16 protein-coding genes are annotated in these 15,659 nt (G+C 44.3%); 7 read left to right on the forward strand and 9 right to left on the reverse strand.

The annotated features are described in order from the left end of the window. Positions 1–92: 92 nt before the first annotated feature. Entirely contained in the window at positions 93–1,142 is a 1,050-nt protein-coding gene (locus FPZ44_RS18180; RefSeq protein ID WP_144992418.1) for an NAD(P)/FAD-dependent oxidoreductase, read from the reverse strand. Positions 1,143–1,400: 258 nt separating this feature from the next. Here FPZ44_RS18180 and FPZ44_RS18185 point away from each other — a divergent pair, with 258 nt between their 5' ends. The 3 genes from FPZ44_RS18185 (at position 1,401) to FPZ44_RS18195 (ending at position 4,460) form a co-directional block, all read left to right on the forward strand. Further along, a complete protein-coding gene (locus FPZ44_RS18185; RefSeq protein ID WP_144992763.1) occupies positions 1,401–2,318 on the forward strand; it encodes an iron-hydroxamate ABC transporter substrate-binding protein in 918 nt (305 codons plus the stop codon). Between the two features lie 121 nt (positions 2,319–2,439). Next, positions 2,440–3,456 carry a FecCD family ABC transporter permease gene (locus tag FPZ44_RS18190; RefSeq protein WP_144992420.1) on the forward strand — a complete coding sequence of 339 codons (1,017 nt, stop codon included), beginning with the start codon at positions 2,440–2,442 and terminating at the stop codon, positions 3,454–3,456. Then, a complete protein-coding gene (locus FPZ44_RS18195) occupies positions 3,453–4,460 on the forward strand; it encodes a FecCD family ABC transporter permease (RefSeq protein ID WP_144992422.1) in 1,008 nt (335 codons plus the stop codon). The genes FPZ44_RS18190 and FPZ44_RS18195 overlap by 4 nt, the downstream gene beginning before the upstream one ends. A 141-nt stretch (positions 4,461–4,601) precedes the next feature. On the opposite strand, the gene FPZ44_RS18200 is transcribed toward FPZ44_RS18195, so the two are convergent. The 3 genes from FPZ44_RS18200 to FPZ44_RS18210 all read right to left on the reverse strand — a co-directional run bounded on the left by FPZ44_RS18200 (position 4,602) and on the right by FPZ44_RS18210 (position 7,085). Next, positions 4,602–5,339: an SDR family NAD(P)-dependent oxidoreductase gene (locus tag FPZ44_RS18200; protein ID WP_144992424.1), complete on the reverse strand. Its 738-nt coding sequence runs from the start codon at positions 5,337–5,339 to the stop codon at positions 4,602–4,604. Positions 5,340–5,549: 210 nt separating this feature from the next. After that, complete coding sequence (locus tag FPZ44_RS18205) at positions 5,550–6,293, reverse strand: SDR family NAD(P)-dependent oxidoreductase (RefSeq protein WP_144992426.1); 744 nt, start codon at positions 6,291–6,293, stop codon at positions 5,550–5,552. 39 nt (positions 6,294–6,332) lie between these two features. Continuing rightward, the gene (locus tag FPZ44_RS18210; RefSeq protein WP_186786133.1) at positions 6,333–7,085 is read right to left on the reverse strand and encodes an SDR family NAD(P)-dependent oxidoreductase; all 753 of its coding nucleotides are present in this window, start codon (positions 7,083–7,085) and stop codon (positions 6,333–6,335) included. A 124-nt stretch (positions 7,086–7,209) separates the two neighbouring features. Between FPZ44_RS18210 and FPZ44_RS18215 the strand changes: the two genes are divergently transcribed. After that, positions 7,210–8,121, forward strand: a complete 912-nt coding sequence (locus tag FPZ44_RS18215; RefSeq protein ID WP_144992430.1) for a LysR family transcriptional regulator — start codon at positions 7,210–7,212, stop codon at positions 8,119–8,121. Between the two features lie 81 nt (positions 8,122–8,202). Here FPZ44_RS18215 and FPZ44_RS18220 read toward each other — a convergent pair whose 3' ends face one another. Both FPZ44_RS18220 and FPZ44_RS18225 read right to left on the reverse strand, forming a co-directional pair. Further along, entirely contained in the window at positions 8,203–9,228 is a 1,026-nt protein-coding gene (locus tag FPZ44_RS18220) for a serine hydrolase domain-containing protein (RefSeq protein ID WP_144992432.1), read from the reverse strand. Positions 9,229–9,389: 161 nt separating this feature from the next. Beyond that, positions 9,390–10,148, reverse strand: coding sequence for a class I SAM-dependent methyltransferase (locus FPZ44_RS18225; RefSeq protein ID WP_261378415.1), 759 nt, complete (start codon positions 10,146–10,148; stop codon positions 9,390–9,392). 386 nt (positions 10,149–10,534) lie between these two features. Here FPZ44_RS18225 and FPZ44_RS18230 point away from each other — a divergent pair, with 386 nt between their 5' ends. Then, positions 10,535–10,942, forward strand: a complete 408-nt coding sequence (locus FPZ44_RS18230) for a winged helix-turn-helix transcriptional regulator (RefSeq protein WP_222429818.1) — start codon at positions 10,535–10,537, stop codon at positions 10,940–10,942. 267 nt (positions 10,943–11,209) lie between these two features. Further along, on the forward strand, positions 11,210–11,749 hold the full coding sequence (locus tag FPZ44_RS18235; RefSeq protein ID WP_144992769.1) for an NAD(P)H-dependent oxidoreductase: 540 nt from the start codon (positions 11,210–11,212) through the stop codon (positions 11,747–11,749). Between the two features lie 90 nt (positions 11,750–11,839). On the opposite strand, the gene FPZ44_RS18240 is transcribed toward FPZ44_RS18235, so the two are convergent. Next, the gene (locus tag FPZ44_RS18240; protein WP_144992434.1) at positions 11,840–12,514 is read right to left on the reverse strand and encodes a YdeI/OmpD-associated family protein; all 675 of its coding nucleotides are present in this window, start codon (positions 12,512–12,514) and stop codon (positions 11,840–11,842) included. A 162-nt stretch (positions 12,515–12,676) separates the two neighbouring features. Between FPZ44_RS18240 and FPZ44_RS18245 the strand changes: the two genes are divergently transcribed. Beyond that, entirely contained in the window at positions 12,677–14,446 is a 1,770-nt protein-coding gene (locus FPZ44_RS18245; RefSeq protein WP_144992436.1) for a sulfatase family protein, read from the forward strand. 9 nt (positions 14,447–14,455) lie between these two features. On the opposite strand, the gene FPZ44_RS18250 is transcribed toward FPZ44_RS18245, so the two are convergent. Beyond that, a complete protein-coding gene (locus tag FPZ44_RS18250; RefSeq protein WP_418789191.1) occupies positions 14,456–14,590 on the reverse strand; it encodes a hypothetical protein in 135 nt (44 codons plus the stop codon). A gap of 172 nt (positions 14,591–14,762) precedes the next feature. Further along, entirely contained in the window at positions 14,763–15,587 is an 825-nt protein-coding gene (locus FPZ44_RS18255) for a Cof-type HAD-IIB family hydrolase (protein WP_144992438.1), read from the reverse strand. Positions 15,588–15,659 lie beyond the last annotated feature (72 nt).

Consider the following 15,659-nt stretch of genomic DNA (forward strand, 5'->3'; position numbering starts at 1 on the left):
CAACGTGCGGAGTTTGGTATCGTTGCATACATACAGCGTACACAAAAAAACGGGCACTCCATAGTGCCCGTTTCAACAATCTATTTATTCAATTAGCTCATCATTTGCTTCACAAGCTCGCGGTTGCGCTCTTTAAATACTTCATTATGAGAGGAAACCATCCCCCATTTGCTCGCTTCAGGTTCAATAAACTGCTTCGCCTGATTGACTGCATTCGCTGCGTCTTGGAAAGCTCCTGCAATAAGGTGCAGTTTGCCTTCATGATGCAAAATGTCTCCCGCTGCATACAAACCTGGTACAGATGATTCCCCTTTCGGATTACATCCCATATAGAAATCATCCACTTGTTCGATGGGAAGATCGCTATTGCCAATCAACGCTGAATCACGTTCATAGCCATGATTGATAATGACTTCGTCAATGGCCAACTGTGTCACTTCACCTGTTTGATGGTTCGTCAGCTCAACACGCTCAATCACTTCATGACTCTCATCCGCAATTAGCTTCGTAATCGTCGTATGGAACAAACACTCTACGGAGCTGTTCATCAACTGTGAGACCTGTGCTTCATGACCGGACAGAGCATCTTTGCGGTAAGTCAAATATACTTTGCCTGCAATCGGCTCCAGCTCATTGGCCCAATCCACAGCTGAATTACCACCGCCGGATATAACAACCGTCTTCCCTTTAAAATAAGCTAACGATTTAACTGTATAGTTCAAGTTCGATACTTCATAACGCTCAGCGCCTTCGATCTCCAGCTTCTGCGGATTCAAAATTCCGCCACCAATCGCTGCAATAACCGTTTTCGAGTAATGTTTCGTTCCCGACGCTGTATGTAGCACAAACAATCCGTCTTCATTTTTCTCGATGGATTCTAATTTCTCATTTAATACGACTTCAGGATTAAACGTGAGACCTTGCTGAACGATCTGCTCAATAAGTTTCGCACCCGTCGTAGGTACAAGTCCACCTACATCCCAGATCATTTTCTCCGGATACACGTGAACTTTACCACCTAGGCGTGGCTGGAATTCGATAAGCTTCGTCTTCAACTCACGAAGACCACTATAGAAAGCAGAGAACAGCCCAGCTGGCCCTCCACCAATAATCGTTACATCAAATACATCTATTTCGCCCATCTCCGCACGCTCCTTATCATCCTCCGCAAGCTAGTAGGAGCATGCGAGGTTTACTTTAACTTTGATTATTATAAATTCCCATTATTTATTAAATTGACAAGTTAGAACGATAATCTTATATTAATAACGTACTGTTAATGATAATCATTATCAGTATAAAACGCAATACGATATATCAACCTATTTGTATCGTTATTGTGAATCTCATTTAAACGTCAACGATTAGCAGTAAGAAACTGCCTAAAGGAGTTACATATGATGAAAAAACTATTCTTCCCACTGCTTCTCTGCCTGCTTGTCCTTAGTGCATGCGGCAACCAAGCACCAGCTAACAAGGAAGCTGAAGCTCCTAAAGAAGCAAAACCAAGCACAATTACGTACCAATCGGAAAACGGCCCTGTTCAAGTTCCTGCTGATCCTCAGCGTGTCATCGTTCTATCTTCATTCGCAGGTAATGTAGAGTCCTTGGGCGTTAACCTAGTTGGCGTAGATTCTTGGACGAAGAAGAACCCGAAGTTTGAAGAAAAAATGAAAGATGCTGCAGAAGTATCCGATGAGAATTTGGAGAAAATTATTGAACTTCAGCCAGACCTTATCATCGGATTGTCTAATATTAAAAATGTAGAAAACTTAAAGAAAATTGCACCGACTGTCACGTACACATACGGTAAAGTCGATTATTTAACGCAGCATATCGAGATCGGCAAGCTGCTCAATAAAGAGCAAGAAGCACGTGCTTGGGTCGATGACTTCAAGAAGCGCGCACAGGAAGCTGGAAAAGAAATTAAAGCTAAAATTGGCGAAAATGCGACAGTGTCTGTTATTGAAAACTATGACAAGCAGTTGTACGTCTACGGCGACAATTGGGGTCGTGGTACAGAGATTCTATACCAAGAAATGAAGCTTAAAATGCCTGAGAAGGTAAAAGAAATGACGAAAGACGGCTACTATGCCCTTTCAACGGAAGTTCTATCGCAGTATGCGGGTGACTACGTCATTCTCAGCAAAACTAAAGAAGGTGACCATTCCTTCCAACAAACCGAGACATATAAGAATATTCCTGCGGTGAAAAACAATCGCATATTTGAAGTGGATATGATGGAGTTCTACTTCAATGATGCACTTACGCTTGAGCTGCAGTTAGACTTCTTTATTAAAAGCTTTCTCGGCAAATAAGTAAGTAAATAAGCAAGCATTCGTACGACCAGGATAACAAAGAACCTTTTCCTCCACGCTCTCATGTGGGTTGGGAGGTTCTTTTGTCCTTTTATTCTACGACAGAAAAGATGAGGGACTCATGATAAAACAATACCAAAGTGAACGAACCATCCCTTTTACCCTGAAGTTAATCGTTGGGTTCATCTTATTACTTGTAACGTTTGCAGCCTCGCTTATATTCGGAGCAGCCGATACCACTTTATCAGATGTTTGGCTGGCTCTGACGTCGCAGCAAACGGGCGAAGGCATTACAACAATCCGTGAACTGCGCCTCCCGCGAGAGCTAGGTGCGATGTTCGTTGGAGCTGCATTAGCCGTATCCGGAGCCATTATGCAGGGTATGACGCGCAATCCTTTGGCTGATCCGGGATTGCTCGGCTTAACAGCAGGGGCCAATGCGGCACTCGCAATAACACTAGCCTTTATCCCGACAGCCAATTACTTTGGCATCACGATTGCATGCTTTATTGGTGCTGCAGTCGGGGCGTTTATCGTATTCGGCATTGCTTCCTTGAAGAAGGGCAGTCTTTCGCCACTGCGTCTCGTATTGGCGGGAGCTGCGATGACAGCATTCTTGAACGCAATTGCGGAGGGGATAGGTATTTACTTTAAAGTGTCCAAAGATCTATCCATGTGGACGGCTGGCGGATTGATAGGTACTACATGGGGGCAGCTGCAAATTATTATTCCGTTTATATGTATCGGCCTTATTCTCGCACTTCTATTTTCAAAGCAGTTGACGATTCTGAGCCTAAGCGAGGAAGTTTCGATCGGACTTGGGCAAAATATTAAATGGATTAAAGCCGTACTGTTTGTGGTCACAACGCTTCTTGCTGGTGTTTCTGTTGCACTAGTCGGCAATATCGCCTTTCTTGGGCTTATGATTCCGCATATCGTGCGCGGCATCGTCGGGACCGACTATCGTTATATTATACCAATGTGCGCATTAGTGGGCGCTTCCTTCATGATGTTTGCAGATACGATGGCACGCGTGATTGGTGCTCCTTATGAAACACCTATAGCAGCTCTTATTGCTGCTCTTGGCCTACCATTCTTCTTGATGATCGTATTAAAAGGAGGGAAAACACTTTCATGATTCCTCCAACTCTTATTCGTAAACAGCGATTGCTGCTTATTGCATTCTCGGCACTTATTTTACTAACGATTATCATTAGCTTAGGAATGGGCTTCTCCTCCGTTTCGTACGACCGGATATTGCCTACACTGTTCGGCAACGGTACGTTCAAAGAAGAGTTCGTCTTATTCACGCTTCGCCTGCCTCGGATTGTCATTACTGTGCTTGCTGGTATGGCATTAGCGTTGTCAGGTGCGATTTTACAAAGCATTACACGTAATGAGCTAGCCGAGCCGGGTATTATCGGTATTAACGCAGGGGCTGGCGTCGCGATTTCAATATTCTTTTTGTTTGCACCGATTGATGTAGATTCATTTGTCTATGTCCTTCCTGCCGTAGCTTTTGCAGGGGCTTTACTGACGGCAGCTCTCATTTATGCATTTTCCTATAATAAGCACACGGGCTTACAGCCTGTTCGACTTGTTCTCGTTGGTATTGGGTTCTCCATGGCATTGTCGGGACTGATGATCGTGCTCATATCCGCGGCGGATCGCAACAAAGTTGATTTTATTGCAAAATGGATGTCGGGCAATATTTGGGGGGCGGACTGGCCGTTCGTATGGGCACTTCTTCCTTGGCTCATCGTACTGATCCCGTTTACGCTGTATAAGGCAAATCGGATGAATATCCTTATGCTAAGCGAGCCTGTCGTTGTGGGTGTAGGGGTTTCTGTACAGAAAGAACGAATCGTGCTGCTGCTGGCAGCTGTCGCTTTGGCGGCATCTGCGGTGTCCGTGACAGGGGGCATTGCCTTTATTGGCCTTATCGCTCCTCACCTAGCAAAAGCACTTATTGGGCCGCGCCATCAGCTGTTTATTCCGTTAGCCGTGCTGCTCGGCGGTTGGCTGCTGCTCGTTGCCGATACGATTGGCCGCAATATTGCTGATCCAGAAGGGATTGCAGCAGGTATTATGTTTGCAATCATCGGGGCACCATACTTTATCTACTTGCTGTGGAGGAAGTAGCGACCATAATGTACGTACGAATACGCATATCTTTCTCCAAATAAATAGCAAGGCAAGAGGTATCCCTTTTCTTTTATCTATCAACTCAATTAGAATGCTGCAGAAATCGCCTCATTATGAATCCTGTTTTGCCCTTACACTTTAGGCACTCGGCCACGTATCAAGCTGGATTGAGTTAATGGAACATATCCGATCGCGAGTAAGGGCAAACGTGATCGCCTCCACCACATGTCGATTGGAAATGCTTTGTCCGTCGCGAGTGTTTCGAGGTTGAGACCACTCTGGATCAACCGGAGAAACATCGTCAAAGTCAGGTGGATATACTCCAATAACGCGAATTCCTTCTGGCTTGAGGCGATGGCGCAGCCGATCTGTGAAGCCAGCTTGTGCAAACTTGGCAGCATGGAACGCTTCATGCGCTGATTCATGCTGAACATTTAACAGACCACATACGGAAATCATATTGACGATATCGGCACCCTTGGAGCGGCGCAGCATCGGTAGGAAATGACGTGTAATCAAGGTTGTACCTACGGCAGCAGAGTTTATCGTATCGCTGATCTCTTCGTCACTCACGCTATCAAATTCCCCAGCCAACCACATCGCACCGTTGTTAATAAGGATATCGATGTCAGCACTCTCCTGCTCAACCGCTTCGGCAAAGGAGCGAATCTGCTGCGGATTACGCAAATCCACTGCGTATTTCAATGGCACCTGGCCCGTGGCTTCCTCTACAAGTCGGCATGTTTCGTTAAGGCTATCCGTTGTCCGTGCAGACAGAAATAACTGAGCTCCCATCTTAGCTAAATGGATCGCTAATGCTTGCCCTAATCCACGGCTCGCTCCTGTAATGACCACTTTCTTCCCCGCTAATTCCATCGGTTTACCTCCTTAATTTGAAACATTTTACCATCCAAGCATAATAGACACGACCAACTTTGTAAACAAAAAAGTATAAAAAGTAACCGGTCGAGTAATGAATTAATGTATCTCCATGAACGCCGAATATATTTTTGTATAAAAAAACAGCCCTAGTCCCGTTTTTAATTACCGAACTAAGGCTGCTATTCGCCGAACGCTTATTCTATTTTATTGGGCTGTATATCCACCATCTACAAGCAAGTTAGCTCCCACCATAAAGGAGGAATCATCGCTCGCTAGGAACAAGATTGCTTTTGCAATTTCATCTGCACGGCCAAGGCGACCAATCGGATGGCCAGCAATCAACTTATTGCGCGTCTCTTCACTCGCTTGGCTAAGCAGAGGGGTATCGATATAGCCTGGACATACGGCATTTACACGTATACCTTGTTTCGCATACGTCACGCCGAGCGTTCTCGTTAAGTTCACGACGCCCGCCTTTGCAGCTGTATACGCTGTTCCATTTACTTGACCAATATGCCCCAGCATAGAGGCCATATTTACGACAACACCGCCCGTATCTTGCTTTAGCATTTGTTCAATCGCGTATTTATCACTAAGGAATACACCAGTTAAATTAATATCGATCATCTTCTGCCAACGATCAAGCCCTAACTCATGGATAGGTGCGGAATCGCCAATCCCCGCATTTGCAACCATAATGTCGAGCTTTCCGAAATGACGAACCGTTTCGGTAACCAAGTGCTGAATATCTGCTTCTTTTGAAACATCCGTTTTTACAAAGAGAGCTTCACCCCCCATTTCTTTCAATGCTTGAACGATTTGTTCTCCCTCGTCAGAAAAATCAGCGACTACTACTTTGGCACCCTTCTCGATAAATAGCTTAGCAGTTGCTTCCCCAATTCCTTTTGCCCCACCTGTAACAACAGCCACTTTTCCTGTAAGCTTCATACGACATTCTCCTTTTCATCCGTTATAGCCTATCGAAAATTATCGAGCGGAAGATCCTCCATCAACGACCATTTCCGTACCTGTAATAAAAGTAGACTCGTCAGAAGCTAGAAACACGACCAAATGAGCGATATCATCAGGTGTACCTAATCGCTTCAATGGAATATGGCTCGCCAACTGCTCCGTCGTTAGTTTGACACCCGAAGCCACCGCATCTCCCATCGGTGTTTGAATAACACCGGGGTGGATCGAGTTAACACGAATTTTATGCTGAGCGACTTCCATCGCTATATCTTTTGACATAATGCGAACAGCGCCCTTGCTTGCACCATATAGAGCATGGTTCGGGGCACCCTTCAAGCCTGCAATGGAGGAAGCATTAATAATGGAACCGCTTTCTTTATTGCGCATAATAGGAATAACATGCTTCATACCAAGGAATACTCCTGTAACATTGATGCCCATCAGTCGATTCCATTCTTCAATCGTGTAATCCTCAATCGGCTTGCTGCTGAATATGCCTGCATTGTTAAACAGTACATCAATGCGCCCATATTTGTCGTTAGCCTCGCTTACAACAAGAGCCCAATCTTCTTCGGATTGAACATCATGCTTGATAAACATTACGTTCTCGCTGACCCTTTTCAGTTCATCGCATGTTTTACGGCCATTTTCTTCATTTATATCTGTAAAAATAACGTTTGCGCCCTGCTCCAAAAATTTTTGAACCGTTGCTCTACCAATTCCCGTCGCTCCACCCGTTATAATCGCTGTTTTGCCTTGTAGTCTCATCACATGTAACTCCTTCCGAGTAAGCTATGATTCTGATTACATCTTAACACCTCGGTATGTTAAATTAAATTTTAGAAAACTTAATATAGGTTAAGCAAAATTAATATAAAGAAGGTGCGGTAACATGAACCTTGATCAGATGCACTATATTGTTGAAGTAGCCAAGACGAAATCACTGTTATCCGCTGCAAACAATTTGCATGTCACTCAATCTGCTATTAGCCAATCGATTACGAACCTGGAAGAAGAGCTGGGCATTAAAATATTCAATCGTTCCCGGATGGGAAGCATTCCTACTCCAGAAGGAAAGAGCATCATCAAGAAAGCATTAGAAGTGATTAGGGCGACACAAGATATTAAAGATGAGGCAAAATATTATACGGAAGTCTCGGTAAGCAAGCTGCGTATCGCAACCATTCCCGGCGTGATGTATCCTTTAGTGCGAACCGTAGCAAGTTTGAAAAAAGAATATCCCAGTGTTCATTTTGGCATAGCAGAAAGAGATCCCGAAGAAATCTTAGCTCAGATCAGAAAAGATGAAGTCGACTTAGGACTAATAAGCATGTATCAAGATATGGCCTATAATGGACTGGCTGGCCTGCATTTTGAACCAATATGGAAAGGCAATATCGTTATTGGTGTATGGAGAAACTCCCCTTTGGCTTCCAAAAAGCAAATTTCACCTGAAGAAATGGTGCAGTATCCTTTTGCTTTGTTGGATATCGAATATACCCATAAATTCATCAATGATTTGGATGAGACAGTTGGACCCGTTAATGTGCTGTTTTCAAGCAATAACGGTCTTGCGCTAGCCTATGCATTGAAAGAACAGCTGGCGATTACCGTTGGATATGACTTTTCCATTATTGATCACCCTCTTGTTAAGAGCGGCGATCTTGTACTGCTTGAAATCACCGGTCTGGAACAGAAACCTCTTCTGCTTGGCTGGGTACGAGCCGAGAATAGTAAAACATCATTGATTTCAAAACAATTTATGAATCGTTTCGAACAGGAAATTGGGTTAGGTTATTTGTGAATAAATAAAAAAGCACAGCAAATGGAGGATAACCCCTCACATAGCTGTGCTAATCAAATTCAATTATTCCCGCTTTATCATTTAGTCCCATCCATCCTCAATCGTAGACAGCATTTCGTAAGCCCCACCGGACTGATTGGAACATACCACAATGCTGAGCGATCGCTCAGGATAAAACGCTGTTCTAAAATTAACGCCTGGATCGTACCCCATCAACACATAATACAGTGAGCCCTCTGCATTCTTCTGAAGCCAAACCCCATAACCGTAAGAGAAATTTTTCTCCGCTTCTGTGTGCTCACGTAGCAAAAGATCGGTTGTCTCTTTACTCAGTAATTGGTGATTCATAAGTGCATCCCATAATCGTGCCATATCAGCAGCTGTTACATACGCCCCACCATCTGAACCACCTTTAGCCGGCAGCGCATATATATTCGTTCTCCAACCGCCATCTGGTAAATCGATATATCCTAGCGCCGTGCGTGCCGGCAATCGATCTGATTCAAAGTAACCTGAGTCCACCATACCAGCTTTATCAAATATATTTTTCTGGACATAGTCACTAAATGACATGCCACTTGCTTGCTCCACAATCAATCCTAATAATATAAAGCCTGTATTATTGTAGTGGAAGCGGCTGCCTACCGGAAATTTCATCGGCTTATGCTGAAACAGCGGTAAGAAATCGTGCAGTCTCCTAACATGATACATCGGCGTAGTGATCCACAATTGCTCAAAGTCATCCATTTCTTCTTCATCAAAATAATCCGGTACACCTGAAGTATGTGTTAGCAAATGGTGAACCGTAATGTTATCGTCGAAATGGGGAAATGATACTTGTAAACACTCTTTTAGTGTGGTGTCAAAAGATAACTTTCCTTGTTCAACAAGTTGAGCTATGGCAATGGCAGTGAATATTTTACAGCCTGAAGCAATCCCGAAGCGAGTATCCATCTTATTAGGAATTTCATCCGAACGATTGGCATAGCCGTAGCTGCGATGAGCTAGGATAGAATCTCCCTGTTTTACAAAAACGGCCCCAGAGAAATTCAATTTGGTTTGCGCTGCTTCTATACGTTCAAGTAGGTTATTCATACTCATATTCATGCAATCTCCCTCAATTATCTTTTTGCTCATAAGTGTGGAACTTAGCAAAAGAACCTTCTCTTCCGCATATACCAGGCGTAGTTGAAGGTTCTGTCGCTTCTATATATTTAGGAGCCAGATATTTAGGAGTCAGGTTAGCTGCTATCTGTCTCTTTATAAAATCATTTTCTAGCTATCAGGAAAAATCGATGTTCCATCGACTCCACATAGCCCTTCTCCTCCACTTGCTCTTGAAGAAGGCATAGCTTATCAAAGCACTTCTCCACCGTGAAATTAGGAAACTCCCATTCGATGATTTTTGCAAAATAAACGAGCGCGCCTACATCAAAGAACTTCAACGTCGGGAAATACTCCCCCGAATCGATGATCGTAAACCCAGCCTCGACAAGCTCTTCACTGCTGTTGGCGAGATTGAACGTCCGGTCCACGATCTTAGGTGTTCTTCCTAATAAAAAGGTGGAAAGCTCCTTGTTGTTCTGTCCCCCAACCTGCTGCGTAACGAAGATGCCATTCGGCTTGAGAATACGGCGTACCTCTTCTACAGAGAAGGCTTCGTGTCGGTTGATCACCAAATCAAAGAAATTGTCTTCAAATGGCAGCTCATTGTCATCTACAACTCGCCTAACCTCAATCCCATGAGCAGGCAGTGTCCGCTTGCACAGTTCATAGTTGGGCAAATAAGCTTCCGTCGCGAACGTGCTGCCCTTCGGCGGTGACAGGGATAATAGAAATTCTCCCCCACCTGTACCCATATCCAACAGTGTCGTGGACGAATTTATATAAGATAAGACTGCGGCTTTGTAATCCCAAGGCTCGTTCTGAAACTCAGATCGCCCATCAATATAAGAAAAATCCCAGCCTGCAAATGTCTTTTCCTCTTCTGATTTCCAAAGGTTCTTCCATTCATTTGTCTTCATCATAACTGTACCCCTCTCGCATCATTGATTATTAATTATTCATGTGCGGATGCGGTGCAGCTGACTGATAACAGTCCTAATATAAAGCTCGGCGCAATCTGTTATCAGATTAGCTCAACTGCACCGAGCAGTTACCCATTTTCATCATTAGAATAACCTCTCTTAAACGTGACATATACATATATTGTACATTAGTTAGTAATTATATGTAAATATGAGCATTTATATATAATAACTTTGGGCCGCCGTAGAAACGAGGTAGACGAGGTACTTTTTGCGTATCGTTCAAGCTCCTCTTAAGGGTTTTGTGGTTTACATTTCCAATTTAACACCATATACTTTTTATAAGTAAGTACGCACTTTCTCGTTCGATACTTACCAGAAGGGAAGTGTTCCTAATCAAAACCCCTAGTCCATTCTACGAATTCAACGGGAAGACGTATCAATGCCCGATCGAACTTTCCATTGCCCTATTCGCTGGAAGATGGAAATCCACTATTATTTACAAGCTTCTTGATGGCAAAAAACGCTATGGAGAGCTGAAAAAGCTAATCGAAGGCATTAATCACAAGGTGCTTGCCGAACAACTGCGCGACCTCGAAGCAAGCGGAATTATCGCTCGACATGTCTATCCAACGAATCCTCCAAAAGTAGAGTATGAACTAACTCCTCTCGGCGAAGGCCTAAGACCTGCCATTGACCATTTGCAGCAATGGGGACTTCAATTCCAAGCCGAACACTCAAAAGCTAAGTCGGCTACCATCAATTGTCCCGAACTTACTCAAGAACAAAAATAAAAAACCGTCACGGTTACCGCACCTGCAGGTACTGACCCCCCATTTATCAGATAGGAGTCATTGCTGTATGTGCATAAGCGCTGGACGGTTTTTTCTGTTTTTCTGTTTTGTCTTCTATAAAATGAGATCCCTTAAAGTAACACAGCTTACGCTTACCCGTTGGTAAGTATCTTCCGAAAAAGTGCGTACTTATTTTTTGTACGTAGTTGATTTATGATGAGTACTATTAAGTCATACATTCAAATTGGAAAAGTAGGAGTGGTAATGATGAGCGTGTTAGTTATTGTGGTTCACCCTAATTTAGCGGAATCAAAAATTAATAAAGCATTGGTGGAGGAGCTGGGCAAGCATGAGCAGATTACGGTTCATTCCCTCTATGAAGCTTATCCCGATGAAGTCATTGACGTTGCTCGCGAACAGCAGCTGCTCCTAGCGCATGATCGTATTATTTTTCAATTTCCGCTTTATTGGTACAGCAGTCCACCGCTTTTGAAAAAGTGGTTCGATGTGGTGCTGCAATTTGGCTGGGCCTTCGGACCAGATGGGGATCACTTGAAAGACAAAGAAATTGGTGTAGCAACATCTACTCACGCTACAGCAGAGGAATATCTATCAACGGGTACGAACCGTTTCACAATCGAAGAACTCCTTAGACCGATTGAGGCAACAATCCATTTTATTAGCGCTACTTACCTCCCCCCTTATGCACTTCATGATGTAGACAACTTACGTGAAGAACAGCTGGAGCAAAGCAAGGCTGAGTATGTGAAGCGCATTACATCTAAGAATCTCTCTCATACGGGATAAATGCGATTACGGCGGTAATAATAATCATACACATAACATACGAAGACCCCCTAACCATTAACAGATTGGGGGTCTTATTATTTGTCTAATTTACGAGTGATCTTTACGATACAGCTCACGACTCTTATAGCCTGCTTGAAGAATCATTTTCATCTCGTCACGACGCTTCGATCTTGTGGCTTCTTGCTTTGCGCTGTACACATAACGTGCCCAGTCCTTACGGTATCCTGGTGTAAGTCCCTGATAAATCACAAGCAGTTCAGGCGTATCTGCCAAGTCCTGTTCCACACTCGGAATGAGCGCAATATAATCATCTACACATTGACTGGATGCAGAGGAAGTCTGACCTTTACCCTTCGCATCTTCTTTAAATCCAACTACCGTGAATACCTCATCCAGTCCGACCATACGCGCAAATTTAACCGTGCTTGTCCCGACATAACCCTGCTCATCGCTGCCTAAGCCTGTCATCAAATCATCTCGATGAATGAACGTATCGTATACTTTGTTACCCTTTTTCGGATAGGCGGTAAAAAAGTAGCCATTTTTATTTAAATGCTGCTTTTCAATTACACGATTCATAAGTTCCTTTAAAGACTCCATATCCAACGTAAAAGCGAAGATAAGATCGTAGGATTGGCCCTCTTTAAGTGTTGTATCATATCCTGACAGCTCCGTGAAATAATCAGAATCTTCAGGTTGATTCAATATAGCCACTTGCTTATATTTTTGTAGATTTAATTTTTCTACGATAGTTTTAGACATTCGTACTTCATCTCCTGCCCTGTATGTGATCGAAAACATACTTGTACATTCAGTATAGCCGATAGTATGGCTCTAAATAAAATAGCTGTGACACACCGCACTACTATTTCCACATTCCTGCACATAGCCTTATGGTAAATAGGTAACCTAGGATGTGTTAGCATGGATGACAAGCGAGCCGCCAACAGACAACTGCAAAGGCCGAATTTCCTCGTGATGCTGGTCGATGAGGAGCGATATCCCCCGATTTATGAAAATGCAGAAATTCGAGAATGGCGCCTGCAAAATTTGATTACACACCAGCTCCTACGAGCTCACGGAATGGAGTTCCAAAGGCATTATATTGGCAGTGCTGCCTGCTGCCCTAGCCGAGCTACATTTATGACAGGGCAATATCCCTCGCTTCACGGTGTTAGTCAGACGACAGGTATGGCCAAAACCCCTTTTGATTCTGATATGTTCTGGCTGGATCACAATACCGTTCCTACAATGGGAGATTATTTCCGCGCAGCAGGATACCAAACGCACTATAAAGGGAAGTGGCATTTTTCATACGAGGATATTGTTATTCCTGGCACACATACAGGACTGGCTAGTTACAATCCGCAGACGGGCGTGCCCAATAAAGAAAGAGAACAGCTGTACAGCAACGCTAATCGCCTAGATAACTTCGGCTTTTCCGGTTGGATCGGACCTGAGCCGCATGGTCAAGACCCTAGAAACTCAGGCTCTTCCGCCGCCGTCGGACTTAGCGGAAGAGATGTCGTCTATGCGGCGGAAGCTGTGCAGCTCATCGAAGCGTTGGATGTTCAAAAACAGCAGCAGCACGATACCCCACCTTGGCTTGTCGTCGCTTCATTTGTAAATCCGCATGACATTGTGCTGTATGGCTCCATTACAGCTCATCTGCCCATGTTCCGTTTCGATGTCGATCCTACTGTACCAGAGGTTAATCCTTCACCAACGTCTCACGAATCTCTGTTAACGAAGCCACGCTGCCAAGCAAGCTACCGCGATATTTATCCGATAGCACTCCAGCCTATACTGGATCAGCCTTTTTACCGCAGACTCTACTATCAGTTACAAAAGAACGCCGATCAAGAAATGTATAAAGTATTTCAGGCGCTCACCCGCTCCTCCTTTTACGACAATACCATCGTCATCTTTACCTCCGATCATGGGGATTTGCTAGGCACTCATGGCAATTTGCATCAGAAATGGTACTGTGCGTATGAGGAAATGCTGCATGTTCCATTTATTATCCACAATCGGCAGCTATTCCAGCAGCATGAACATATCCACAAGCTGACGAGTCATCTTGATCTTATCCCCACGATGCTCGGACTTGCCAATGCAGATGTGGAGGCTATTAAGACGCAGCTGCAGCACAAGTTTAGTGAAGCTCATCCGCTCGTTGGTCGCGACCTTACGCCAATTGTGTTGGATGAAAAAGGAGCAGAGAAAATAACGAACGAGCCGATCTACTTTATGATCGATGACGATGTTACACGCGGACAGCATCAAGTTAATCCTTTGGGGATTCGATATCCATCCGTCATCCAGCCAAACCATGTTGAGACGGTGATCACGATGCTGCAGCAAAATGGGAAGGATGAGCTGTGGAAGTTCTCCCGCTATTTTGATAACACTCAATTTTGGAGCAAGCCCGGGGTACAAGATGAAACGATGCGTCCAATCGGTAAGACGGCTAAAGGGCAGACGGAATGGGTGACGCAAGTGAAGACGGAACCCGCACCGGAGGAGTACGAACTATATAATCTTACGGCCGATCCACTGGAAGCCCATAATCTAGCCCATCCTTCGTATGCAACGCCCTATACCGAGGGCATTCAAGCTCAAATGATGCAGCTATTAGACGAACAGCGCAAACAGAAGCGTCTCACTCCTACGCAAACGAACCAGATCAAGTAAGTTTTTTTCTTAGCAGGGCTTCGCTTCTGCCAAACCAAAGCCCCACTCCCCTGTTCCCGGTATGATCACATTGCTCATTGAACCAAACAAACCTGGAACAAAGACGAGAGGAAGCTGGTTGTTACGATGCAAGTACATGTTCATGTGTCTTCACCTGCCTATTTTTTAAAAGTACGCCCCTTGCATATGTATGCGACCTACTACCTGAAAAGGCACTAGAAACAAAAAGAAGCATAGCGCTGCTGCGAGGAATCCATCATTGAGCCTCGCAGCTTTACTATGCTTCTTGCTATTTTGCTATAGATAAACAGTATCGTTACGTTGCAGGAACAAGATCCTTAAGCACAAAATGTTCTACTGCTTTCGCTACCCCATCATTCATATTTGTATCGGTCACATAGTCAGCAATCTGCTTAATTTCATCTGGCGCATTGCCCATTGCAACAGCAAGACCTGCGAATTCAAGCATCGCCACGTCGTTATAGCCATCGCCCATGGCGATGACTTCGGAGCGCTCAATGCCGAGCTGCTGGATGAGATGATTCAAGCTTGTCCCTTTGTTCACACCGTCTTCCGTAAACTCCAAGAAAAATGGCTTGGAGCGCATCACGTTTAATTGCCCTGCCATTTTCGCTTTTAGCTTCTCTTCTACAACGACAAGCTTTTCGGGCTCTGCTACCATAAGCACCTTCACGACCGGCACTTGAACCGCTTCAGCGAAGCTCGGTACCTCAACTACTTTCATCCCTGTAATTTCAGATTCAACATGGGTATATTTAGTTGCTTCCTCTGTGATAATATCATCGCCGACATACGTCAAAGCGGATACGCCCTCTTCAAGGCTCATCCCATGCAGCGCGTGCGCCATCTCTGGCGTCAACGTACTGCTGAACGACTCTTCTTGCGTCTTCCAGTTAATAATTTTCGCACCGTTGAAGGATAGAATGAAGCTTCCATAACGCTCAAGGTGCAGCTCATCTGCCAACGCTCGCATCGCATAGGTTGGGCGGCCTGATGCCAACACAACTTTAACGCCTGCTTCCTGCGCAGTCATAAGTGCTTGCTTGTTTCCTGGCGAAATCGTTCCATCATCACGCAGTAATGTATCATCAAGATCGAGTACAATCATTTTATATTTCATATGGCAACATCCCTTTATCTATGATCTAGTAAAAGTTTAGTAACTCATTCTACTATACCATTTCTCTGGATG

This window comes from Paenibacillus agilis (assembly GCF_007786455.1).
Taxonomy (GTDB): Bacteria; Bacillota; Bacilli; order Paenibacillales; family Paenibacillaceae; genus Paenibacillus_B; species Paenibacillus_B agilis.